We start from the raw sequence: 22304 nt of genomic DNA, 5'->3' as shown, positions 1-22304 counted from the left end.
GAAATGCAAAAAAAACAAAACAGATTATCGATTTTTACAAACGGGCTTTTGAAAGAAAATCCGCTGCTCGTCCTTTCGATCGGTTTGTGTTCTTCGCTTGCCGTTACGACAAACGTGTTCAACGGTATCGGTATGGGTTTTTCGATGATGTTCGTCCTCGTCATGAGCGAATTGATAATATCGATCTTCCGCAATATGATTCCCGAAGACATACGCCTGCCGATCTTCATCATCGTCATCGCGGCTTTTACGACGATCGTACAGCTTTTGCTTGAAGCGTATATTCCGTCGCTGTCCGCATCGCTTGGCGTATTTTTGCCGCTCATCGTCGTCAACTGCATCATCATGGGGCGCGTCGAATCGTTCGCGTCGAAAGAAAGCCCGCTTGATGCGGTGACCGATGCGTTCGGTATGGGTTTCGGATACACGTGGGTGCTCTGCGTCATTTCACTCGTGCGCGAACTTTTGGGAAGCGGTTCGCTCTTCGGCAAAGCCGTCATCCCCGAAGCGTATACCGTAAAATTTTTATCGGATGCGCCGGGAGGATTTTTCGTATTCGGATTGCTTTCCGCGATAACCCTTGCGGCGGAACGTGCGGCTAAGATCAGAAAAGCGAAAGCGAAGACAAAAGGAGGCGCGGCATGAACAATTTACTCAGCATTTTTATTAAATCGATGCTTATCGACAACGTCGTCTTTATTCAATATCTTGCGATCTGTCCGTTTATCGGCATGACTGCGGAGACGGATAAGGCGACCGGCATGGGGATCGCGACGACCTTCGTTATCGTACTCGCGACCGCCGTCACCTATCCGCTCTATTACGGGATCATGGTGCCGCTGAAACTGCAGTATCTGCAGACGCTCATGTTCATACTCGTCATCGCCGCTCTCGTACAGCTTGTCGAATTCTATCTCAAAAAATCGATTCCGGGATTGTACAGCGCGATGGGCGTGTATCTGGCGCTCATCACGACGAACTGCGCGGTGCTTGCCGTTACGATTACGTGCATTAACAAAAACTACAATTATATCGAATCGCTTGTGTATGCGCTCGGCGCGGCGATCGGGTTTTTAATCGCGCTTGTGATCATGTCCGGCGTGCGTGAACGAATCAAAAGCGCCCCTCTTCCGCTTTTTGTTAAAGGGAAGCCGATCCTGTTTATCACTGCGGGTTTGCTTTCGCTGTCGTTTTTAGGCTTTAAAGGCTTGATCTGAGCAGGGGGTACATTATGATTGCTATACTTACAGCCGTTATCGTTTCATTTGTGCTCGCGTTTATCATCGGCGTGCTGCTCGGAATTTTTAAAAAAATATTTTATATTCCGGTCGATGAAAAAGCGGCAGCGATCCGTGCCGTATTGCCCGGCATAAACTGCGGAGCCTGCGGATATCCCGGCTGCGACGGATTTGCAGCGGCGGTTTCAAAGGGTGAAGCGCCTTCCAACGGCTGCCGCGCCGGCGGTCCGAAAGTTACGGCTGCCGTTGTGCAGGTGCTTGGCGGCGCTCAGTAAAAAATACGCTGTGCGAGTGCGGCGCGGCCTTCGGCTGCCTGGTAAGGTAGCGAAGCGTTCGACTGCGTGAGCGCAGCGGGAATGTCATGATTTGAAAAAGACGGCGGGATATCCTGCCGCCTTTTTTAATAGAAAATAAATTTCCTGTTGCAGATTGAATAGCGCCTGCCCAAAAATTTTCGTTTTCGGACAGTTTTCTTGATTTACTATGCACATTCATTAAATCTCTAAAAAAATTTTACAAAGTACAAATTTCTTCCATACGGTTCAATACATTTTTTTCTGCAAATACCCTGCATCCGCAGAAAGTGCTCCTTACGCGACTTGGACATTAAAAAACGGACGCGGCGGAAAATCGCCTTGTCTATTACGAAGCTGCGCTTATACCGAAGCCCGCACCGATGCCGTTCATCGCATCGATAAAATCGGGGAACGAAACGGCCGAGCATTCGGCGTTTTTTACGGTAACCGCCTCGCCTTCGGGCAATCCGAAACCGAAACACGAAAGCGCCATCGCAGCGCGGTGATCGCCGTATGTTTCGACCATACCGCCGTGAATCGCAAACGCATCGTTTTTTTCGCCGGACGCGCTGAGCGGTGCGTGTCCGTGAATCACGAGGCAATCAGCTTCGGCTTCGATTTCGACGCCGAGTTTCGTCAATTCGCTTTTCATCACTTCGACGCGGTCGGTTTCTTTTTTACGGCACACGCCGACGTCTTCTATAATCGTCGTCCCTTCGATAAACGATGCGGCGACGGCGAGCGCACAGATCGCATCGGGAAAACCGGAAATAGGTACGCGCAATTCCCCGCGCGGCAATTTTTCCGTCGACAATCTGCCGGGCGCTTCTCCTTTTACGGAACGCGCGTACTTTCCGCCGCGCACGGTAAGCGTATGCCGTATGCGGTCGCGTTCGATATCCGCACCGACGGACTCGAGCACGTTCACGATCGCGTCGTCACCCTGACTGCCCGAATCGTCTATATTATTAATTATTATTTCGCTGTCGGATATGAGAGAAGCGACGAGAGGAAATGCGAGCGCTTCCCAATCCGACGGAATCGTTTTGTCGAAATGCGGAAGCGTGACGCATCCCTTTACGCAAATGCGTTTGAAGTCGTCCGATACGCTCACTTCCACACCGAGTTCTTCGAGCCACAAGCGCGTCATCGCAAGATAGGGCGTCTCTTTAGGATTTGTAAGCGTGATATCGAGCATACCGTCGAGGCGAGAAGCCGCCATCATCATGCCGCTCACATACTGCGAAAGGCTTCCGTCGGTGATGACCTTCCGCTTTGAAAGGGGGCCGCGGATAATGAGAGGAGGAGCATCGGTATCGGGACGCGAAACGTAGGCTTCGCAGCCGAGCTGCCGAAGCGCATCGATAACGTGGGAAACGGGGCGCTTCCGAATGGACTCGTCTCCGGTAAAAACGCTCCAGCCGGGAAAGGTCGCCGCGATCGGCGATAAAAAATACAAAAGCGATCCGGAGTTTCCGACATCGACGACATCGTCGGGAAGATGAGCGCGGCACCCCGCGCCGGAAACCGTCCATACCGAATCGGCAGAATGAAAACCCGCACCGATAAGAGGAATCGCACGGCTCGCCGACAGGCAGTCGGCGCTCGGAAGCGGATTGAAAATATGCGACGTACCGTCTGCAAGGGCTGCAAGCAAAAGCGCACGTATCGTGTGGCTTTTCGAACCGGGAACGGTGATCGATCCGCGCAGATTTCGTTTACTCGATACGATATCCATAGTTTATTATTTTAACACAAGTTCGGACGAATTGTATACCGTTGTTGTGCACCGGTACTTTTTATGTTATTATTTCGAATATGAAAAATCGGGCGCTTTTGTATACCGACGACACCGACAATCTCATGCCCCTTGCTCGATGCCTTGTAAAACGGGATTGGGAAATTCTGTCGGCAGGACAAACCGGAAAGCTGCTCACGGACGCCGGTATCGCGTACACGACGGTATCCGTTTTCGACGATTCGCCCCGCACTTTCGGCGACTATGGGGCGACGCTGCAATCGCTTGCCGCAAGCGGGCGGCAAAACGAATACGGCCATTCCGACGAAACGGACGCGATCCGCCTGGTCTGCATAAATTTGGAACCCGTATCCCATGCGCGTAAAAATTATAAAGCATCCGATTCGGTTGCGGACAAAATCGATATGCGCGCTTTGTCGTTCGTTCAGGCGGCGTGCAAAAATTATAAAAACATAATCGTGCTTACCGATCCCGTCGATTATGAAGAAGCGATCGTCAAAATAGAGACACAAAGTATTTCCGAAGCGTTCCGGCTCTACCTTGCGGCAAAAGCGTTCAATATGGTTTCGGCCTGCACCGCCGCGGCGGGAAACGCGATTTTACAACAGGCGGGAGATAAATCCTATCCGCGTTATTTTATGCTGCCGTATAAAAAATCCGAAGAGCTTATAAACAAAGAGCAGTCGCACCGTTCGGCATGTCTTTATACGCTTTTGCACGGCGGCGCACTCGACAGTTTGCGGAAAAATCAGGGCGGAGAACTTTTGTACAGCCTCTACGTCAACATCGATGCGGTGTGGGAAAGCCTCAGCAATTTTTCCGCGTTGTTAAAAAAGCCGCCGACGGTGACCGAACGCGGTGACAACGGAAACGAAACGGAAATGCGTTTTACGCCCGCCGCAGAATCGGTATTCACCTGTTCGTCAAAGCACGGCATTCCGATCAGCGCAGCCCTCGGCTCGAACTCGACCGAATCCTTTCAAAAGATGTCCGGCTGCAGAAAAGCGTTTTTCGACAACGCCGTCGCAGGATTCAGCGCGGTCGTCGACGAAAGCGCCGCAAACGAATTATTAAAATCGAATTTGGCGGCGGTCGTCGCACCGGACTTTACGGCGGGAGCAAAGGAGCTGCTGGCCGCACGGAAAGATATCCGCCTGATCACGATGTCGACTCCGGCGACGATATCGTACAATATCCGCTCGCTCAACGGCGGCCTCATCGTCGAAGAAGACAAGCTTACGCTCTTCGACTCGTGGAACGTCGTCACAAAGGCGCGTCCGCCACAGATCCAAGCCGACGAAGCGGCGTTCGGGCAGCTCGTCATGCTCGGTGCAAAACACGATGCGGCGGTCGTCATCGGAAACATGACAACGGTCGGCATGTGCTGCGCGGCGCTCGCACCGGCGGACGCGTGTTTTGCCGCAATCAATCGGGCGGCAAACAATATGCAAAGCGAGTCAACGAACGGCTCTCGGCGTGCCGAAATTTTGGTAAGCGGCAGCGCGCTGCCCTTTGACGGAGGTTTCGACCGTTTCGCAAAGAGCGGTATACGCCTCATCCTGCAGCCCGGAGGTACCGACACCGACGCCGAATCGATCGCCTTTTGCGACGAACACGGCATCGCGATGGTTTTTACGGGCGCTGAAATCGACAGTTGACGGTGAAGCGGTTTAATTTAATCAACAACCCCGACGCAGTCTCGCAGCGAAGTTTCAAGCGGTGTCGGGGTATTAAACCTTCCGTACCATAAAATTCGGGAGTAGATTTATTAATTAATAAAATCGAGGTTGAAATGATATATTATTTCGGTGCATACCTGCAGCAATTTTTCGGGCCGGCAAGGCTCCTCCAATCGTATACGGTACTCATAACGCTCGCGCTCTATACGGGCTTTATCGCTTCGATGCGCCTTTTGCCGCGTTTTTACGACCGTTTGCCGCACGACAGAGGCAGAGAGTTTACGCTCAGCGCGGAAGTTTCGAAAGGAAAGCCGACAGGTGCGGGTATCGTCTTTATTTCGGTATTCATCGTCATCGCGTTTTTGTGTACGCCGCTTACGATCCTGCAGGGCGGCACGCTTATGCTGACGTGGATCATGATGCTCACGGGATTTTTCGACGATAAAAGCACGGCGAGCTGGGGCGAATACCGAAAAGCGCTGCTCGACTTTATCGTAAGCCTTGCCGAAGCGCTCTTGCTTTTTTATTGTCTCAAAAGCGTATCGCCCGACGGACACGTCTATTTTTGGCTGCCCTTCGTCACGCATCCGGTTGCGGTAAACGTCGCCGTATATATCATCGTGTGTACGGTCATGCTGTGGGCATCGATCAATACGACGAACTGTACCGACGGCGTTGACGGGCTTTCGGGCACGCTCGTGCTCATCGCGCTCATCACGATGGGAACGATTTTTTACTTTGTGCTCGGACACGTCGATATAGCCGAATACCTGCTCGTGCCGCATTTGCCGACGGGTGCGAACTGGGCGGTCATAAGTTTTGCACTCGCCGGCTCTCTTATGGGTTACTTATGGCACAACGCGTATCCGAGCAAAGTGCTCATGGGAGACGCCGGCAGCCGCGCGCTCGGTTTTTTTATCGGTGTATGCGTTATGGTCGGAGGCAATCCGTTTTTGATTTTGGCGACATCGACGATCATGTCTATAAACGGCGGCATGGGATTATTGAAAGTAGCACTGCTGCGGTTTTTTCACATACGCATATTCAACGACATCCGCTTTCCGCTGCACGACGAAATGCGCAAAAAGCGCGGATGGTCGCCGACGCAAGTGCTTATCAAATTCGTCATCATGCAGCTGCTCATAACGGTAGCGCTGATCGGCATATTCTTTAAAGTGCGCTGACGCTTCGAATACATGCACATCCGCGCGGACGATCACATAAGAAAGAGCTTTATCCCCTCTTTCGGAAATTTTTTCTTCAGCATTCGAACAGCCGCCGAAATCGTCGCGACATCTTTTCGTTTCATATATGCGATCATCATAAAATTCTGTTCGGGCCACGTCGCAGTCCCGAGCTTATAGTTGTCACCGCCTCTACCGTTCACCGTCGGAATGATCGTATAGCGGATATCCGGTATAAGCTGTTCAAGCGTTTCGACGATATCGTCTTCGACGGATTGATTTGCGACGATGCCGGCCTGCACGTTATCGGTTTCGATATCGACAGCTTCTCCGCTTTGAACGAAGTCCGCGACAGCCTGTGCGGCACCGCCATCGATCGATTTTTTTTCTTTCATGACAAGCGAATAAAGTACCGGAATGATAAAGAGCGTGACGAAAGTGCTCGACGTCAAACCGCCGACGATCGAAAGGCCGATCGGCTGTACCATTTGAGCGGTCCCTTCGAATTGGAAACACATCGGAAGCGTACCGAGGATCGTCGTAAGCGTCGTCATGAGCACGGGACGAAGCCTGCTCGCACCCGCTTCCAGACACGCTTCTTTCATCTTCATGCCGCGGTCGATGAGAAGGTTCGTATAGTCGACGAGGATGATACCGTTGTTGACGACGATACCTACGAGCATGATGATGCCGACCATCGACGTCATCAACAGCGTCTGTCCGGTAAGCTTGTAGATAAAGACGACTCCGATTATTAAAAACGGGATCGTCATCATATTGATGAGCGGCGCTTTAAACGATTCGTAAGTCGCGGCCATAACGCCGAACACGAGGAGCAGCGCCATAAGAGCGATCAAACCGTAAACGCGTCCCTGTTTTTGTACGTCGCTCCACGAACCTTCGTAGCTCACGGTGACGTTTTCGGGAATGACAAAGGTATCGGCGATACGAGACCTGATTTCATCTTCGACGACGTTCGCATTTTCATCCGATATGATATCCGCCGACACTTCTATGACGCGGCTTTGATTTTCCCGATTGATGCTGACGGGACCGAGCCCTTTTTTAAGCGAAGCGAAATTCGCAACGCTCACCATGCCGTTCGTGCCTCTCACATAAATCGATTCAAGGTCGGACACTTTGTCGCGGTCTTCCGGCCGGTACATGACGACGACATCGTATTCTTTGCCGTTCGAACGGTATACCGTCGATGTAACGCCGTTCATCGCGTAATTGATTTCGCGCGCAACCGTCGTAACGTCCACGCCGAACGCGTATGCCCGCTGCCGATCGATGACGACTTCGACTTGCGGCAAACCTTTTTTCGTGTCGATCGTCACTTCCCCTATGGCATCGATTTTTTCCATCACGTCTTTTATTTTGTCGGAAACCGAAAGCGCCGTTTCAAGGTCGTCCGAACGAACCTTTATGACGATATCGCTTCCCGAAATCTGACCGCGCCAACCGGCACCGAACGAAAGCTGCGCGTCCGCAAATTCGTCGAAGTGCGCGCGAAGCTTTTTCTGAATCGTTTCGGATGTATCGACCTGTTTACTCGTTTCGGGAAGGCGGATCGAAAGCGAACCCGTATACGTCGACGCGCTCGACCGTCTGCCGCCCGTTCCGACACTCATGATCAGCGTCGTATAGCCCTGTATTTCATTTTTTGCGATCGTCTCAAAGGCTTGCACGACTTTCGTCGTTTCCGCAAGCGAGGTTCCTGTCGGCATCGTCACGTTGAGCGTCACGCTGTCGTCTCCGCCGCCGCGCCCCATAATATTGATTTTGAGCGTCGGAAAAAGGGCGAGCGCCATAAAGAGAACGCTCACGCTTACGACGATCGTCACCGCCCGGTGATCGAGGGCGCTCTTCAATCCCCTGCGGTACACTTTCGTAAGAGCATCTATGACATTTTGAAACGAAGCGTACATCGCTTTTAAAATGCGGTTTCGTACCGGTTTTTCCGCTCTGTTTGAAAGCGGTAAAAATTTGCCGGCCAGTACGGGCACGAGAAAGATCGCGACGAACAAGCTCGACACGAGCGCGATGACAACGGTAAATATTATCCCCTTGAACATCTGCCCCATCATTTCAAGGTCTTTGAGAAAAAACAAAAACGGAACGAATACGCAGATCGTCGTGAGATTTCCGGAAACGACGGACATGAGCATTTCCTGCGAACCGAGTGCGGCGGAGATTTTCGGCTTCGCACCGCGCGATCGGTACGCATAGATGTTTTCTATCATAACGATGGACGCATCGACGATCATACCGACGCCGAGGATGAGACCGGTCAACGTCATGATATTGATCGTGATCCCCGCAAAGGACATACACATGATCGTAATGACAAGGGAAAGCGGGATCGATATGGATATGATAAGCGTGCTTTTAAAATTCTGTAAAAAAAAGAACAGGATGATAACCGCAAGCAGCAAGCCTTGCCACGCGGAAGTCACGAGCGTACTGATCGTATCGCGGATCGCAGTCGTATCGTCCGAGATGATTTCAAGCGTAATATCGGACGGAAGAGTCGCCTGCACTTGCGCGATCTTTTTATATGTCGCGTTCGCAACGGTTACCGAATTCGTGCCCGACTGCTTTGTGATCGAAACGTAAACGCCCGGCTCCCCGTTTATGTAGACCGTCGAAGATGCGTCTTCATAGCCCATAAACGCGTTTCCGATATCGCTGAGCTTTACGTCGTATCCGTTCACCGTTGTGATAACGGTATCGTCTATTTCAGCAACGGACGAATATTCGCCTGTCGTGCGCACGACGTAGTTCATTTTTCCTTCGGTGATCTTTCCGCCGCCGAGTTCGAAGTTTTGCTTTGCGAGCGCGGACGATACGGCAGATATGTTGAGACCGTAAGCGGCAAGCCTGTTTTCCGAGATTTCGACACGGACGATTTTTGAGCGTCCGCCCGAAACGCTCGCTTCGGCGACGCCGTCCGTCTGTTCGAGGATATCGATAACGTCGTCCTCGGCTATCTGCCGAAGATCGTCCGTCGAACGGTTTCCCCGCATCGCGATGCGCATGATCGGCATGGCGGACGCATCCATTTTAAAAATACTCGGAGTCGATGCACCGTCGGGCAGCGAACGCTTGACACGGTCGAGTTTATCGCGCACGTCGTTGACAGCCGATTCCAAATCGGTTCCGTAATCGAATTCGAGAAACACCATACTCGAACCTTCCGATGACGATGACGTGAGCTCTTTGAGTCCGTTTACGCTGATGAGACTGCTTTCAAGCACTTTCGTCACCGATTTTTCCACCGACTCCGGGCCGGCGTTCGAATAAGTCGTCAACACCATGACATAGGGACTGTCGATATCGGGAAAGAGGCTGATTGCAATATTATTAAAACTCGATATACCGATGATGCCGAGCAGCACAAATACGATGAGTACGAGAACGGGATGTTCGAGCGTTTTCCGCGATAAACTCATTTTTCACCTCGATCCGTGCTCGATATGTCGCGCACTTTCGCACCGTTCGAAAGCACTTGCCCGCCTTCGACGACGACGCGTTCTCCTTCTTCTATGCCCGACAAAACCTGAACGATCCCGTCCACCGATTGTCCGAGCGTTATTTCCCGCTGTTCGACAGTATCGTCGTTTTTGACGACGTAGAGATACGGCTTGTCGCCCTTCGTAACGACCGCGTCCGACGGCAGGGCGACGGCTCCTTCGTAGTCAAGCGTATACAATTTCACTTTGCCGAACATGCCTGCGTTGATCCGCATATCGTTTTCGTCAAATGTCAAAACGATCTCTTTCGTGCGCGCGTTGACATCGAGTACCGGCGACACGTGCGTCACGGTTGCGGCGAACACGGCATCGGGATAAGCTTCAAGCGAGATCTCAGCTTTCAATCCCGTGCGCAGAGAAGCGACGTAGCGCTCCGGGATCTTCGCGGTGATCTGCAAACTCGCAATATCGCCGATCGTCGTAACTGCACTCGACGTCGTAACCTTCGTCCCGACTTTGAGCGGCGTTTTAATAATGCTGCCGTTGATCGGAGCGAGCACGGGACTCAGCGTATAACTGCTGCCCGGCTCGGACGGATCTACCCGGGCGATCACGTCTCCGCGACGGACGGGAGAGCCGAGCGTTACGTTCGTGCTCACGATCTTTCCGCCGATATCGGGATACACGGTAACCGAGTTTACCGCTTCTATGTCGCCGTTCGTATTGATATAGTCGTGCAGCGTTACGACTTCCGCAACCTGCGTACGCACCGTCAAAACCGTTTGAGACGGCGCCCTGCCGCGCATCGCCGCCGTATGCCGCATACTATAGAAAGCATAGCCGCCGACACCCAAAGCCGCAGCAAGCACAACGATTACGATCACCGTCGATTTTTTCATAGCATCATTTTCCTTTCGATAATTAATAATTATTAATCATTTGCCTAAAGAGCCGAACGGAACGCCGAGCGTGTATTCCAGATCAAGCATCTTCGTGATAAGCGTATACTCCTGCAGTGCAAGATCCGTACGCGCGTTCAAAAGCGAATCCGCCGCAGTCTGCAGCGTAAGCAAATCTCGAGAGCCGTGATTGTAGGCGTCTTTCGTTATATCGTACGACTTTTGCGCCAAATCGACGTTCGCTTCAAGCGATGCGATCTGCGACTGTATCTGCCGTATCTGTTTGACGCTGTTATCGATCTGCACCGCAAGCGTCGTGCGGCTGTTTTCGAGTGTAAGTTCCGCTGTCTTCAGACTGTCCGCTGCCGAAGCAACGGAATCGGCACCCTTCGACCACGGAAGGTATCCGTCGAGCGGGATCGAAACGCCGAGCGAAAACGCATTCGTTGTCGAAAATTTATCCGTCATATTCGTTTTCGATTTTCCGTACGTCCACCCCGCGCTCAGCGTCGGTCCCCACGCGGCAAATCTCCGCGCAAGCAGCGCCGCCTGAGCGATTTTTACGCTGTTTTTTCCGGCGCGGATCACGGGCGTATCTTCCGCATCGACTTCGACGCTTATATCGCCGAAAGAACAAGCGGCGGCGAGAGAACCGGAAAGTGCGAGTTCGACCGACTGATCGAGACCGAGCATCTGTTTGAATGATGCCGAATCGTTGGCAAAGGTTATCTCGGCGGATTCGAGCACCGGCTTCAACCGTTCGTATTTTACCCGGCTCGAAAGCATATCGAGTTCCGAAAGCTGACCGCTTTTATATTTTTTCGTATTTTGCTCGTACTGCCGGCCGGCGGTTTCGAGATTGCGCCTCTGCAGTTCGATATATTCAAGTTCGTACAGGAGATGATAAAACGCGCTTCGAACTTTGAGTTCGATCGAGCGCAGAGCTTCGTCGTAGGTAAGGAGTCCGTTTTCGTAATTGAGAGCGGCGGTTTTTACGGACGAATAAAGGGACGGGGAAAGCGCAAAGTTGAGAGAGCCTTGAATCGATAGGCTGTAATCGTATTGACGCGCATCACCCGCAGCGGGAAAAAGCATATTGGCGCTGACGGAGGCGCTCGGACTCACGCCGTTCCACGAATGATTTTTTGCGCGTTTGAGTGCGTCAAGCGTGATTTTATCTTTTTTCACGGAGATATTGTTTTCAATCGCGTATTGCACCGCGCTGTCCACCGTCAGCTCTTCGGCAGATACAGTACCGGCAAGAAGAGATGCACAGAAAATCACTGCTGCCGTTTTTTTCAAAGTCATACCGCCATCCTCTACAGCTTTATTATAAATTAAACTATAACAAGGTTACAAGCGGATTGCAAAAACAAATCGTTATTTCGAAATAAAAAATTGTTATTCGTGCGGAGGGTTTAATACCCCGACGCCGCTTGAAGCTTCGCTGCGAGGCTGCGTCGGGTTTGTTGATTTTCGTTGAAAATTAATAAGAGCCGCATCGCGCTTGTACATCGCATTTATACAGTTGCGCAATCGGGCGAATACCGTTAGTATTTCAAACATGATCGAACTTTCAAGCAAGCAGAGAAAAATCCTTGAAAAATATGCGCAGCCCCTGCAAAGCGTCGTCATCGTCGGACAAAACGGCGTTACCGAAGCGGTCGAAAAGATGACCGACTCCGCGCTCACCGCTCACGAACTTATTAAAATCAGCTTCAACGAATTCAAAGACGAAAAACGGGATCTCGCCGCTTCATTGTCGAAAGCGTGCTCCGCCGTTCTCGTGCGCGTCATCGGCAACAAAGCGATTTTGTACCGCCCTGCAGAAAAAGCGGACGAAAGAAAATACGAAAAAGCGCTCGAAAAAGCGAAAGCGAAGCAAAGTATCTGAAAACATCGTCAAGCGATACGGCGCTGCCATTTTCAAGGTTTATCATTCTGTTGATATACGAAACGACGGGAAAATTTCGAAAAAAACGAGCCTATTTCTTATACATTTCTTTAAAAACCGCGTAATTTGTTAATTTACGGGCGATATATAGGTCAGCGGCTTCCTTGCCGCGCAATCTCAATAACCGAAGGTGCAGCTATGGAATATCCCCATAAACCTGTCGACGAACTCACCTTTACCGACGACTTTATGTTCGGCACGGTCATGAAAAACAAAGCGATTTGTAAGGGCGTCATCGAACGGCTCCTGCATATCAAAGTCGGTAAAATCGAATATCCCTCCTTGCAAAAAACGATAGCACCGTTTTACGAAAGCAAGGGCATACGCCTTGACGTCTACGTTTCCGACTCGGAGCGTGTCTTCGATATCGAAATTCAAACGTCACTTCCGCCTTCTCTTCCCAAGCGTACGCGCTATTACCAAAGCCTCATGGATGTCGACAATCTCTTACGCGGACAAAGCTACGCCGACCTGAAAGAGAGCTACGTCATTTTTATCTGTACGCAGGATCCCTTCGGTAAAGGTTTACCCGTCTACGAGTTTCGTAATATCTGTACCGCCGACGGCACTCTTTTTCTTGATGACAAAAGCGTTAAGGTGTTTTATAATGTGGGTGCCTACGGTAAAGAAGACGAACCTGAATTGAGCGCTTTGTTGGAGTATCTTTGCAAGAGGCGGGCGACGAGCGGTTTTACACAGCGAATTGATGCGCTTGTCGAAAAAGCGAAACGGAACGAAAAGTTCAGGAGCGTATATATGTCGTTGAATATCAGAGAAGATGACTTACGCAGAGAGGGTTCACAGCTGGGTGAAAAGATCGGCTTTGAGCGGGGCGTTGCTGCGGGAATACGCAGAGGTCGACGCGACGGTATTGCCGCGGGATCGTATCAAAAAGCACGAGAAACGGCAAAGCTGATGGCTGAACGCAAGTACCCGCTCTCTGAGATTCTCCTTATGACCGGTCTCTCGGAAGCGGAAATCGAAAAACTGTAATGGTATTTATTTTCCAAGCTCACCGTTCGACTTATTAATTATTCTTTTTCGACGGGGCGATACACTTTATTGCCGCCGCGGCCGCCCATACCGGAACCTTTCATTTCAAAATCGTCGTCGAGGTAAGCGATCAGATCCGACAGCTTTTTAAATCCGAAATCGCGCGTGTCGAAACCGGGGTTTTGCCGCTTAAACAGCGAACCCGCCGCAGCGACGGGCGCCCAGCCGGTATCGTCGGCGTATTTTTCGTATGCGTTTGTAAGCAGCTTGTAAATCTGGCGGAACTGCTTGTCGGTCATCGTGTCGCCGTCCGCATTGACGCCGACCGTAGCGCCGGCGGCAGCCGTTCCCCCTGCGGGAGCCGCTCGCTTTACTTTTGCACGCCGCTTGTGTGCGGCATCGACTTTTTCCGGCAGCGACGAATCTTCGACGCCGTGCAAATTTTCTATATAGATAAATTCGTCGCACGCGTTTACGAACGACACCGGCGTTTTCTTTTCGCCGACGCCGAACACATACTCCTGCGATTCACGAAGGCGCGATGCGAGTTTCGTAAAATCGCTGTCGGAGGAAACGAGGACAAACGTATCGTATTTTTCGGTATAGAGCAAATCCATCGCATCGATGATCATCGCCGAATCGCTCGAGTTTTTTCCCTGCGTATAGCTGAACTGCTGTATCGGCAAAACGGCGTTTTCATTTAAAACGGTTTTCCACGCGCGCAGCTTGTCGCTCGAAAAGTCGCCGTACGCGCGCTTGGTGATGACATGCCCGTGAACCGCCATCTCTTCGAGGATAGCCGGCAATTTATTGTGCGGAATATTTTCCGCGTCTATGAGCACTGCGATTTTTTTTTGTTCGTCTATATCTACCATGACAACGAGTATAGCATATTTTCCGCCGATTGCAACTACGGCCGCGCTGACGGAAAATATGTGCGATAAAAATAGCTGTATTTTGCAGCGGCTTCGTTTGCGTCGCTCGATCTATTTCCGCACGGTCATATCGGCGTCGATCAAAAGCGTGTGCGTAAATCCGTCTTCTTCATAGGTGTAAAATGTCCCTTGCACGGTGATGTTCGTATTCGGTTCGGGATAATCGGCGGGATACGCATGTTCTCCGCGCAATCGAAATTCGATTCCCTGTGCGCAGCACGCGGTCGCATCCATAATGATACACGCAAAGGTATACGTACCTTTTTTTTCATCGGGATAGACGTAAAACATACCGTTCATTTTTACGGTTTTGCCGACGTAATTTTCCGGCTCGACCATCATATTGAACACTTCGGCATACACCATCGTCGCGCTCAAGCGCGTCAAATCGACGACTCCCGTGTTTCGTTTTTGAGAAAAGAGCGCATTTTTAATCTGAGCCGGCAAAGCTTTTGCACAGCCTGAGAGCATCCCGACGCCAAGCAAAACGCATAATTTTATTCGTATGGAGGGTTCAATATACCGGCGTACCGCAGCGAGTCTGTTTATTAATTTTTTCATTACGCACATCTCCGCTTCAAATTTTCGATACAGGAAAAAACAATGAATACTATAATGTGACCGGCGACGATTGTCGAGCCGACGGGTGTTCCGGCGATGATCGAAATCGCAAGCCCGAAAAATGCACAGCCGACCGACAGCAGCACCGAACAGATCGTAACGGCTTTAAAGCTTTTAAAAACCCGCATAGCCGACAGAGCGGGAAAGATGATGAGCGCGGAGATGAGCAAAGAACCGACGAGATTCATCGCGAGCACGATAACGATCGCGGTAACGACTGCGATGAGCAAATTGTATACGCCCGCCCGAGTGCCGACTGCGCGCGCAAAACTTTCGTCGAAGGTAACGGCGAAAATCTTTTGATAAAACAGCATAAACAGCGCAACGACAATGATCGACAACACGACGCATACGATCACTTCCGATTTTGTCAGCGTTAAAATCGATGTCGAACCGAAGAGCGTGCTGCATACGTCGCCGGTCAAATTTGCCGACGTCGAAAATATATTCATCAAGAGATAGCCGATCGCAAGCGCGCCGACGGAAATCATCGCGATCGCGGCATCTCCTTTGATTTTCGTGTTTTGTCCGGTGCGCAGCAAAAGGATCGCGCAGAGAACGGTTACCGGCAGCATAAGGAGCATATTATTTGAAAAGCGCAGAACCGTTGCAACGGCCATCGCGCCGAAGGCGACGTGGGAAAGCCCGTCGCCGATAAATGAAAATCGCTTGAGCACGAGGGTCACGCCGAGCAGCGACGAACACAGCGCGATCAAAATGCCGACGATAAACGCATAGCGTACAAAAGGATAGCCTACGTAAAATGAAATTTCTTCTATCATGCCGTTCATTGCGCTTTGCTCCTCGCTTCCGGCGACAAACCGCCCGCTCCGTTTTGCACGAACGCTTCCTTCGTTTGAAACGCTGCGCGCTCTCCTCCGATGTGCAGGATATGCGTCGCATAGCGCAGAGCCGAAGGGATATCGTGCGAAATCATAATGATCGTAACGCCGTCGTCGTGCAATTCTTGTATCAATCGATACATATCTTCCGTCGCATTCGGATCGAGTCCCGATACCGGTTCGTCCAAAAGCAAAAGTTTTTGCGTGGCACAAAATGCCCGCGCAAGCAACACGCGCTGCTGCTGCCCGCCGGAAAGATCGCGGTACGAGCGGCCTGCAAAACGTGCGATGCCCATCCGTTCCATACTTTCGGCGGCAAGACGCTTTTCCGCTTTGTTGTAAAACGGGCGCATACCGCACCTTCCCTGACAGCCGGAAAGAACGATCTCGTACACCGACGCGGGAAAGTCCCGCTGTACGAGCGTCTGCTGCGGCAGATAGCCTATTTCATTCCGCTTCAAACCGTCGCCTGTCACAATCGTACCGCTTGAAGGGGCGTGAAGTCCGAGCAGCGTTTTTATCAATGTCGTTTTGCCCGAACCGTTTTCCCCGACAACGCAGAGGTAATCGCCTGAGTTTACGGAAAAAGTGATATCGCGCACGATCACGTTTGCGTCGTATTTCAACGATACGTTTTGACAAGCGAGCAATGCCATACAGCCTCCAAAAATATGCGTCCGCAAATGCAAGATGCACCCAGGCGGAACGCACCCGCAGGGCATTCCGCCTGAAAGCGCTTTACTGCAGCGCCGATTTCAATACGTCGGCGTTTTTCGTCATAATCGACAAATAGGTGACGCCTTTTTTGACATCATTCGATGTCGTCGACTGCATCGAATCGAGCGTTAAAATCTTTTGATTTTTCGCTTTCGTATTTTTAATAATCGTCTTGGCAATTTTTCCGTCCGACTTTTCGATCGTCAGCACGGCGGGAATGCCCAGCTCATCGACTTTTTTTGCGAGAAATAAAATCGTTTTAAAACTCGCTTCCGTTTCCGCAGAGCAGCCGACAAAGGCCGCATAATACGAAAGACCGTAATCGTCTACGAGATAGCGGAACGGAAAGCGGTCACCGAAGAGAACCGTTTTTTTCGACGCCGCATCGACGATCTTTTGATATTGCGCATCGAGCGATGAAAGTTTTGCATTGTAAGCGGCGGCGTTTGCACGATAGGTTTGCGCATTTTTCGGATCGATTTCCGCAATTTTTTCGGCAATCGTATTGCACAAAATTTTTGCATTTTTCACGGACAGCCAAATGTGCTCGTCGTATTCCGGCCCCTCTTCATCTTCGTGTTCACCGTGTTCGTGATGGTGTTCGCCGGCACTTTCATGTTCGTGATGATGCTCGCCCGCGCTTTCATGTTCGTGATCGTGTTCGCCTTCCATGCCTTCGACCACTTCCTCTTCCTTCGCTGCATCTCCGAGCGAATCGAGGAGTTTCAGCACGACGCTGTTTTTATTTTTGATCTCTTTGCACGCATCATCCATCCACCCTTCGGATTCGCCGCCTACATAAACGAAGAGATCGCATTCGGCAATCTTCGCGACATCGGCAACCGCCGGCTGATAACTGTGCAGATCGACACCGTTATCGAGCAGCAGTGTGAGATCGATTTTCGCCGCGCTGTTTTTCGTTATTTCGCGGACCCAATCGTATACGGGGAAAATATCGGTAACGATTTTTACCGTACCGTCCGACGCATTTTTTTTAGCGGGCGCGGCAAAAGCGACACCTGCAATGAGCGCTGCAAAAATCAATGCAGACGCAATCTTAATAATATTTTTTTTCATAATAATTTTATAACCTCTTTCAATTTATTTTTATTTTTTATAAAACCGCACGATCGGCAAGCGATGCGGCAATCGATTCGGAAGACCTGCATCAATTATTTAATTTAATCTTTTGCGAGACGAGCGTCAAACAAAATGCCGAGACATAAAAATATATTACCGCTTCCACCCGCTCATACGAGGGAGCAGCGACATACGCAGTTTCGGCCAAATAGATTTTCAGCTGCAATAAATTGTTTTTTACCGAACGGATACACGCGCATACGGGGCAATCCTCTCCACTGCAAACGTGAACGCTTTCGTGAACGATGTACCCGACGGAAACGATCGTTATCAAAAATAATACGGCATAGGCGAATACCGCCCGAGTGTTTTGCGCCGCCCTTCGCGCATAAACGCAATTCAAATTCCGCATACTCTCCGCCTCTCCGTCTATCGCCGCACTCGCTTTCGCCCCGAACATTCGCCGCAGATTCCGTAGAGCACCGTCCGGTGCGAATCGATTTCAAATCCGTGAGAGGCCAGCAAGTGGCTTTGCATCGCCGACAATTTCGAACAGCGCACGTGGATGAGCTTGCCGCAGTCTTTGCATTTGCAGTGGAAATGCGGTTCCGCACCGCACTTCTTTTTTCCGCCGGTGTATTCGAAACAGGCGGGACTGTTGGCGTCGATGATGTACTTGTTGACGATGCCCTCTTCGACCATGTGTTCGAGTTGGCGGTATACCGTCGCCGTACCGATCGCTTTGCCGTGCGATTTAAAATACGAACAGACCGCATGCACCGTGATGTGCGTACCTTTCATCGATTCCAAAAATGCGAGCAGTTCTTCGTGCTGTTTTGTTTTGTATTGACTTTTCGTATTCATACGCGCAATCCAAAAATGAGAACGGTTCTCATTTTACCGAATTCCGCGAGATGCTGTCAAGGAGAGGGAGCGGAGGTTTTCGCACACACGCACGGCGGTATTGTATGCACGGCAATGTACGCATGGCGACGTGCATGTTTTTAAAAAACAAAAAGGAAGCCGAAGCTTCCTTTTTTCATGTGATGATTTTTACATTTTACTAAAATGTAAAAACATTTTGCAGAGTCAAAGACTCCTTGTTAGCAGGTTGATCAAAAAAATTAATCAGTGACCGTAGTGTATAACAAAATTATTTTATTGTCAAATATTTTTTTCGGACTCTCAAGGACATATTTTTTTTCATACAGTTTATACTTTCGTGTTATAATAGTTCTTATGAGCGATAAAAATCAAAAGTACCGCTTGGGACTCGATCTGGGTACCAATTCAATCGGCTGGTGTATATATTCATTGGATGGTAGCAATAAACCTGAAACGCTTATCGATATGGGCGTTCGCATATTTTCTGACGGGCGCGATCCGAAAACAAAGGAGCCGCTTGCCGTGGAACGCAGAACCGCGCGCGGATTGCGGCGGATTTTGCATCGAAGGAAACTGCGCAGAAAGCAGATGTTTCGCCTGCTGCAGGAGCAGGGTTTGATGCCGAATGATGTCTCTGAAGCGGTAGCGCTTAAATCGTTAAATCCGTATGAACTCCGCGTAAAAGCGCTGGATGCGAAACTCGAACCGTATGAACTCGGCCGCGTTTTATTTAATTTATCCGTCCGGCGCGGATTTAAAAGCAACAGAAAAGAAGCGGTACAGGAAAAAGAAAAAGACAGTCAAAACGACGCAAAATCACAAAATGAAAAATGCGAACGCCTTGCAAAAGCGATAAAAGATTCGGGTTTCAGAACGCTCGGTGAATTTTTGTGGAAACATAAAAATACGGAAACGCAGCAAACAGAAAACGATGCGTGCGATATCGGCATGCGCTTTGTGCCCGGCCGTTCAAACTATTATCCGACTCGTCAAATGTATGTCGAAGAATTCGACGCGATCCGCAAAGCGCAGGGACCCTATTACAGCGGCGTAAATTGGGATGCGCTCCATGAAAAATTGTTTTACCAGCGGCCGCTCCGTGTGCAGGAACGCGGTAAATGCCGGTACACGCCCGACAAAGAGCGTACCTTTAAAGCGATGCCCTGCTCGCAAAAGATCCGCATTTTGCAAGAAGTATACAATATGGATTATATCGACGAATACGGGAAAACGATTCCGCTCGAAGAAGCTCAAACGGACAGCTTGATTTCGCTGCTCGACAAAAGAGAAAAGCTTTCGTTTAAGGCAATGAAAAAAGAGCTGGGACTTGATGAATCCTGTACGTTTAATTTGGAAAGAGGCGGACGGGAATATTTACAAGGGAATGTGACCGCCGTTAAACTGCGCAACAAAAACAGATTCGGCGAATTGTGGGATTCTCTTTCTTTGGCAGAGCAAGACGCGATCGTTGAAAAACTGATTACTGCAGACGAAGATGCGGAAATCATCTCTATGCTTGCACAGTATAATTTAACGGACGAGCAGAAGAAAAATATCGTCGCAACCGTACTGCCGTCGGGAACGGCGATGCTGTGCAAAGAAGTGACGGAACAGCTTGTAGAAAAAATGGAACAAAACAAAATACCGTTGACCGTCGCCGTTCAGATGCTCGGTTATACATACGCCGATCAATCGGTTCACGAAGAAAGCGAACTTCCCTACTACGGCGCCGTTTTGACCGGTTCCACGATGGGAGCGCATCCGGAGGCGGATCAATCGGAACTTGAATTGAAATACGGGAAAATAAGCAATCCGACCGTACACGTAGCTCTGAATCAAACCCGTACCGTCGTAAATACGCTGATAAGAGCATACGGCAAACCGCAGCAAATCGTCGTAGAGCTTTCACGCGATTTGAAAGCGAGCAGAGAAGCAAAAGCGCGAATTCAAAAAACGATCACTGCAAATCAGAAGCGCAATGAACGGGACAATAAAAACATTACAGAGATCACAAAGATTCCATACCCTAACAGAGAAGACCGATTAAAATACCGTTTGTGGGAAGAATTGGGCAGCGATTCTCTCAGCAGAAAATGCCTGTATTGCGGGAAGACGATCAGCGGATCTGAAATTTTTACAAAGGATATTGAAATAGAACATATCCTTCCGTTCGGACGCACGCTCTTTGACGGCGAAACGAATAAAACGGTCGCGCATACGAACTGCAATAGGGATAAAGGAAACCTCTCGCCGTTCGAAGCTTTCGGTTCGAGCCCGAGCGGATATAACTGGCATGAGATTTGCGCAAGAGCAAATTCATTAAAAAATCCTGCAAAAAGAGCGCTGTTCGCAGAAAACGCGATGGAAAAATTTGAAAAAGACAGCTCTTTTATACAGCGCCAGCTCACCGACAATGCATATCTTTCGCGTTCCGCGTTGCGGTATCTGCGATGCATCTGCAAAGATGTGTGGTCGGTCAACGGAAGTATGACAAAACTGCTGCGCGACAAGTGGAATATAGATTCGATTTTAAAACGGAAAATCGATGATCCGGAAATAGCGCATTTCAAATTAAAAAACGATCAGATCGGACAATACAAAAAGAACCGCTACGACCACCGTCATCATGCCCTCGACGCTTCCGTTATCGCATTGATCGACCGCGCAATGGTGCAGGAGATTTCGCGGTTAAACAAAATTCGGCTAAAAAACAGAATCGAAGCGCCGCAAATGCCCGTACTCCGCAGCGAATTGATCGAAAAAGTAAAACATATCACGGTCAGTTTCAAACCCGATCACGGCCGGCAGGGAAAGCTTTCAAAAGAAACGCTCCTCGGCAAAATAAAAAGGATTGAAAAAGTCGATATCGCTTCCATACAAACGGACGACGATATCGCATCGATAACGGATGATGCAATCCGTAATCGATTTGAAACAAAACGCCGCGAACTCGGTAGTGTGGCAAAAGCAAGTGCCACATTAAAGACCGAGTTTCCGAAATTGGACGTCTTTAAAACATACTATGTTTCGCGTACGCCGATAGTATCGCTTACAGAGAAAAACATAGACAGTATCGTCGATGAAAAAATAAAAGAAAAACTGAAAACATTTATAAAAGAACACGCCGACTTGTCCTTTGCGGAACAGCTGCAAAAATTCAGCGAAACGGAATGGAGCGGAAAACCGAGCGCGGCAGGTAAACCCGGCAAAAAATATCGCATCGAAAAGGTACGGTGTATAAACTGGGGACAAACACCGATTAGGATTGCGAGTTCCGCCGTCCCCCGTTACCTGTGTCCGGAAGATTATTTAGCGGCCGTCGTTTGGCAGATGCCGGCTAAAAAGAAAGATGCCGAACCCGAATACAAAGCGACATTTCTCCGACGCGATGAATTCAATGATGATAACAAACCTAAAAAATTGGAAAAACCGCATGATGCGGCAAAGTATATCTGTATGCTCTATAAAGACGACTACCTCGAGTTCACCGAAAACGGCGCAACACATCTTTGCAGAATAGCAGGGCTTCCGGCATCGCAAGAGAATAAAATCGATATTCGTCCGATATATGCGGCTTCAAACTGCAAAGATTGGATTATTGCAACGAATGACAATATGCTTGAACCTTGTTGGAGAGCAAAAGAACAAGAAAAGCGTATTTCCGTAAATGTGCTGTTCGGAAAGCACAAAGCGCACAGCGTAACGGTTAATCCGATAGGACGAGTTTTCAGAAAATAATAATTTCT

At 49.9% G+C, this 22304-nt stretch carries 19 protein-coding genes; 8 read left to right on the top strand and 11 right to left on the bottom strand.

What is annotated here, in order from left to right:
* Positions 1-3 precede the first annotated feature (3 nt).
* The 3 genes from rsxE to JSQ97_RS06645 are packed head-to-tail and all read left to right on the top strand — an operon-like array spanning position 4 to position 1513.
* The gene (gene rsxE, locus JSQ97_RS06655; protein ID WP_205075340.1) at positions 4-645 is read left to right on the top strand and encodes an electron transport complex subunit RsxE; all 642 of its coding nucleotides are present in this window, start codon (positions 4-6) and stop codon (positions 643-645) included.
* Positions 642-1217 carry an electron transport complex protein RnfA gene (locus JSQ97_RS06650; protein ID WP_187385162.1) on the top strand — a complete coding sequence of 192 codons (576 nt, stop codon included), beginning with the start codon at positions 642-644 and terminating at the stop codon, positions 1215-1217. Before rsxE ends, JSQ97_RS06650 begins: the two co-directional genes overlap by 4 nt.
* A 14-nt stretch (positions 1218-1231) precedes the next feature.
* On the top strand, positions 1232-1513 hold the full coding sequence (locus tag JSQ97_RS06645; RefSeq protein ID WP_187385163.1) for a (Fe-S)-binding protein: 282 nt from the start codon (positions 1232-1234) through the stop codon (positions 1511-1513).
* A 367-nt stretch (positions 1514-1880) separates the two neighbouring features.
* Here JSQ97_RS06645 and aroA read toward each other — a convergent pair whose 3' ends face one another.
* Entirely contained in the window at positions 1881-3272 is a 1392-nt protein-coding gene (gene aroA / locus JSQ97_RS06640) for a 3-phosphoshikimate 1-carboxyvinyltransferase (protein ID WP_205075339.1), read from the bottom strand.
* A gap of 80 nt (positions 3273-3352) precedes the next feature.
* On the opposite strand from aroA, the gene JSQ97_RS06635 reads away from it, so the two are divergent.
* Positions 3353-4951, top strand: a complete 1599-nt coding sequence (locus JSQ97_RS06635; RefSeq protein WP_205075338.1) for a hypothetical protein — start codon at positions 3353-3355, stop codon at positions 4949-4951.
* A gap of 134 nt (positions 4952-5085) precedes the next feature.
* Positions 5086-6156 carry an MraY family glycosyltransferase gene (locus tag JSQ97_RS06630; protein ID WP_205075337.1) on the top strand — a complete coding sequence of 357 codons (1071 nt, stop codon included), beginning with the start codon at positions 5086-5088 and terminating at the stop codon, positions 6154-6156.
* A gap of 32 nt (positions 6157-6188) precedes the next feature.
* Here the strand turns inward: JSQ97_RS06630 and JSQ97_RS06625 are convergent, their stop codons facing one another.
* Genes JSQ97_RS06625 through JSQ97_RS06615 form a run of 3 tightly spaced genes read right to left on the bottom strand, consistent with a single transcriptional unit; the run spans position 6189 to position 11839 of the window.
* On the bottom strand, positions 6189-9611 hold the full coding sequence (locus JSQ97_RS06625; RefSeq protein ID WP_205075336.1) for a PG0541 family transporter-associated protein: 3423 nt from the start codon (positions 9609-9611) through the stop codon (positions 6189-6191).
* A complete protein-coding gene (locus JSQ97_RS06620) occupies positions 9608-10531 on the bottom strand; it encodes an efflux RND transporter periplasmic adaptor subunit (RefSeq protein WP_205075335.1) in 924 nt (307 codons plus the stop codon). The genes JSQ97_RS06625 and JSQ97_RS06620 overlap by 4 nt, the downstream gene beginning before the upstream one ends.
* Positions 10532-10567: 36 nt before the next feature.
* On the bottom strand, positions 10568-11839 hold the full coding sequence (locus tag JSQ97_RS06615) for a TolC family protein (RefSeq protein ID WP_205075334.1): 1272 nt from the start codon (positions 11837-11839) through the stop codon (positions 10568-10570).
* Positions 11840-12095: 256 nt separating this feature from the next.
* Between JSQ97_RS06615 and JSQ97_RS06610 the strand changes: the two genes are divergently transcribed.
* Complete coding sequence (locus tag JSQ97_RS06610; RefSeq protein ID WP_205075333.1) at positions 12096-12425, top strand: YhbY family RNA-binding protein; 330 nt, start codon at positions 12096-12098, stop codon at positions 12423-12425.
* A gap of 198 nt (positions 12426-12623) precedes the next feature.
* Positions 12624-13478, top strand: a complete 855-nt coding sequence (locus tag JSQ97_RS06605) for an Rpn family recombination-promoting nuclease/putative transposase (protein WP_205075332.1) — start codon at positions 12624-12626, stop codon at positions 13476-13478.
* A 38-nt stretch (positions 13479-13516) separates the two neighbouring features.
* On the opposite strand, the gene JSQ97_RS06600 is transcribed toward JSQ97_RS06605, so the two are convergent.
* The 7 genes from JSQ97_RS06600 to JSQ97_RS06570 all read right to left on the bottom strand — a co-directional run bounded on the left by JSQ97_RS06600 (position 13517) and on the right by JSQ97_RS06570 (position 18537).
* The gene (locus tag JSQ97_RS06600; protein WP_205075331.1) at positions 13517-14353 is read right to left on the bottom strand and encodes an NYN domain-containing protein; all 837 of its coding nucleotides are present in this window, start codon (positions 14351-14353) and stop codon (positions 13517-13519) included.
* Between the two features lie 111 nt (positions 14354-14464).
* Positions 14465-14974, bottom strand: coding sequence for a hypothetical protein (locus tag JSQ97_RS06595; protein ID WP_205075330.1), 510 nt, complete (start codon positions 14972-14974; stop codon positions 14465-14467).
* Positions 14974-15825, bottom strand: a complete 852-nt coding sequence (locus tag JSQ97_RS06590) for a metal ABC transporter permease (protein ID WP_205075329.1) — start codon at positions 15823-15825, stop codon at positions 14974-14976. Before JSQ97_RS06590 ends, JSQ97_RS06595 begins: the two co-directional genes overlap by 1 nt.
* Positions 15822-16532 carry a metal ABC transporter ATP-binding protein gene (locus JSQ97_RS06585; protein ID WP_205075328.1) on the bottom strand — a complete coding sequence of 237 codons (711 nt, stop codon included), beginning with the start codon at positions 16530-16532 and terminating at the stop codon, positions 15822-15824. Before JSQ97_RS06585 ends, JSQ97_RS06590 begins: the two co-directional genes overlap by 4 nt.
* An 82-nt stretch (positions 16533-16614) precedes the next feature.
* On the bottom strand, positions 16615-17670 hold the full coding sequence (locus JSQ97_RS06580) for a metal ABC transporter substrate-binding protein (RefSeq protein ID WP_205075327.1): 1056 nt from the start codon (positions 17668-17670) through the stop codon (positions 16615-16617).
* A 91-nt stretch (positions 17671-17761) separates the two neighbouring features.
* A complete protein-coding gene (locus tag JSQ97_RS06575; protein ID WP_205075326.1) occupies positions 17762-18085 on the bottom strand; it encodes a hypothetical protein in 324 nt (107 codons plus the stop codon).
* A 17-nt stretch (positions 18086-18102) separates the two neighbouring features.
* Positions 18103-18537, bottom strand: a complete 435-nt coding sequence (locus tag JSQ97_RS06570) for a Fur family transcriptional regulator (RefSeq protein ID WP_205075325.1) — start codon at positions 18535-18537, stop codon at positions 18103-18105.
* 375 nt (positions 18538-18912) lie between these two features.
* Here JSQ97_RS06570 and cas9 point away from each other — a divergent pair, with 375 nt between their 5' ends.
* Complete coding sequence (gene cas9 / locus JSQ97_RS06565) at positions 18913-22296, top strand: type II CRISPR RNA-guided endonuclease Cas9 (RefSeq protein ID WP_205075324.1); 3384 nt, start codon at positions 18913-18915, stop codon at positions 22294-22296.
* Positions 22297-22304 lie beyond the last annotated feature (8 nt).

Origin of the sequence: Treponema sp. Marseille-Q4523 (assembly GCF_016901105.1) — a bacterium.
In the GTDB taxonomy this organism is placed as follows: Bacteria; Spirochaetota; Spirochaetia; order Treponematales; family Treponemataceae; genus Treponema_D.
The sequence above is the reverse complement of the archived record's forward strand: the minus strand, read 5'-3'. Positions and strand labels throughout refer to the sequence as shown.

What these genes read in the sequence shown, in the direction of transcription:
- rsxE (WP_205075340.1), top strand. Translation starts at nt 4, where the DNA reads ATGCAAAAAAAACAAAACAGATTATCGATTTTTACAAACGGGCTTTTG.
- JSQ97_RS06650 (WP_187385162.1), top strand. Translation starts at nt 642, where the DNA reads ATGAACAATTTACTCAGCATTTTTATTAAATCGATGCTTATCGACAAC.
- JSQ97_RS06645 (WP_187385163.1), top strand. Translation starts at nt 1,232, where the DNA reads ATGATTGCTATACTTACAGCCGTTATCGTTTCATTTGTGCTCGCGTTT.
- aroA (WP_205075339.1), bottom strand. Translation starts at nt 3,272, where the DNA reads ATGGATATCGTATCGAGTAAACGAAATCTGCGCGGATCGATCACCGTT.
- JSQ97_RS06635 (WP_205075338.1), top strand. Translation starts at nt 3,353, where the DNA reads ATGAAAAATCGGGCGCTTTTGTATACCGACGACACCGACAATCTCATG.
- JSQ97_RS06630 (WP_205075337.1), top strand. Translation starts at nt 5,086, where the DNA reads ATGATATATTATTTCGGTGCATACCTGCAGCAATTTTTCGGGCCGGCA.
- JSQ97_RS06625 (WP_205075336.1), bottom strand. Translation starts at nt 9,611, where the DNA reads ATGAGTTTATCGCGGAAAACGCTCGAACATCCCGTTCTCGTACTCATC.
- JSQ97_RS06620 (WP_205075335.1), bottom strand. Translation starts at nt 10,531, where the DNA reads ATGAAAAAATCGACGGTGATCGTAATCGTTGTGCTTGCTGCGGCTTTG.
- JSQ97_RS06615 (WP_205075334.1), bottom strand. Translation starts at nt 11,839, where the DNA reads ATGACTTTGAAAAAAACGGCAGCAGTGATTTTCTGTGCATCTCTTCTT.
- JSQ97_RS06610 (WP_205075333.1), top strand. Translation starts at nt 12,096, where the DNA reads ATGATCGAACTTTCAAGCAAGCAGAGAAAAATCCTTGAAAAATATGCG.
- JSQ97_RS06605 (WP_205075332.1), top strand. Translation starts at nt 12,624, where the DNA reads ATGGAATATCCCCATAAACCTGTCGACGAACTCACCTTTACCGACGAC.
- JSQ97_RS06600 (WP_205075331.1), bottom strand. Translation starts at nt 14,353, where the DNA reads ATGGTAGATATAGACGAACAAAAAAAAATCGCAGTGCTCATAGACGCG.
- JSQ97_RS06595 (WP_205075330.1), bottom strand. Translation starts at nt 14,974, where the DNA reads ATGAAAAAATTAATAAACAGACTCGCTGCGGTACGCCGGTATATTGAA.
- JSQ97_RS06590 (WP_205075329.1), bottom strand. Translation starts at nt 15,825, where the DNA reads ATGAACGGCATGATAGAAGAAATTTCATTTTACGTAGGCTATCCTTTT.
- JSQ97_RS06585 (WP_205075328.1), bottom strand. Translation starts at nt 16,532, where the DNA reads ATGGCATTGCTCGCTTGTCAAAACGTATCGTTGAAATACGACGCAAAC.
- JSQ97_RS06580 (WP_205075327.1), bottom strand. Translation starts at nt 17,670, where the DNA reads ATGAAAAAAAATATTATTAAGATTGCGTCTGCATTGATTTTTGCAGCG.
- JSQ97_RS06575 (WP_205075326.1), bottom strand. Translation starts at nt 18,085, where the DNA reads ATGCGGAATTTGAATTGCGTTTATGCGCGAAGGGCGGCGCAAAACACT.
- JSQ97_RS06570 (WP_205075325.1), bottom strand. Translation starts at nt 18,537, where the DNA reads ATGAATACGAAAAGTCAATACAAAACAAAACAGCACGAAGAACTGCTC.
- cas9 (WP_205075324.1), top strand. Translation starts at nt 18,913, where the DNA reads ATGAGCGATAAAAATCAAAAGTACCGCTTGGGACTCGATCTGGGTACC.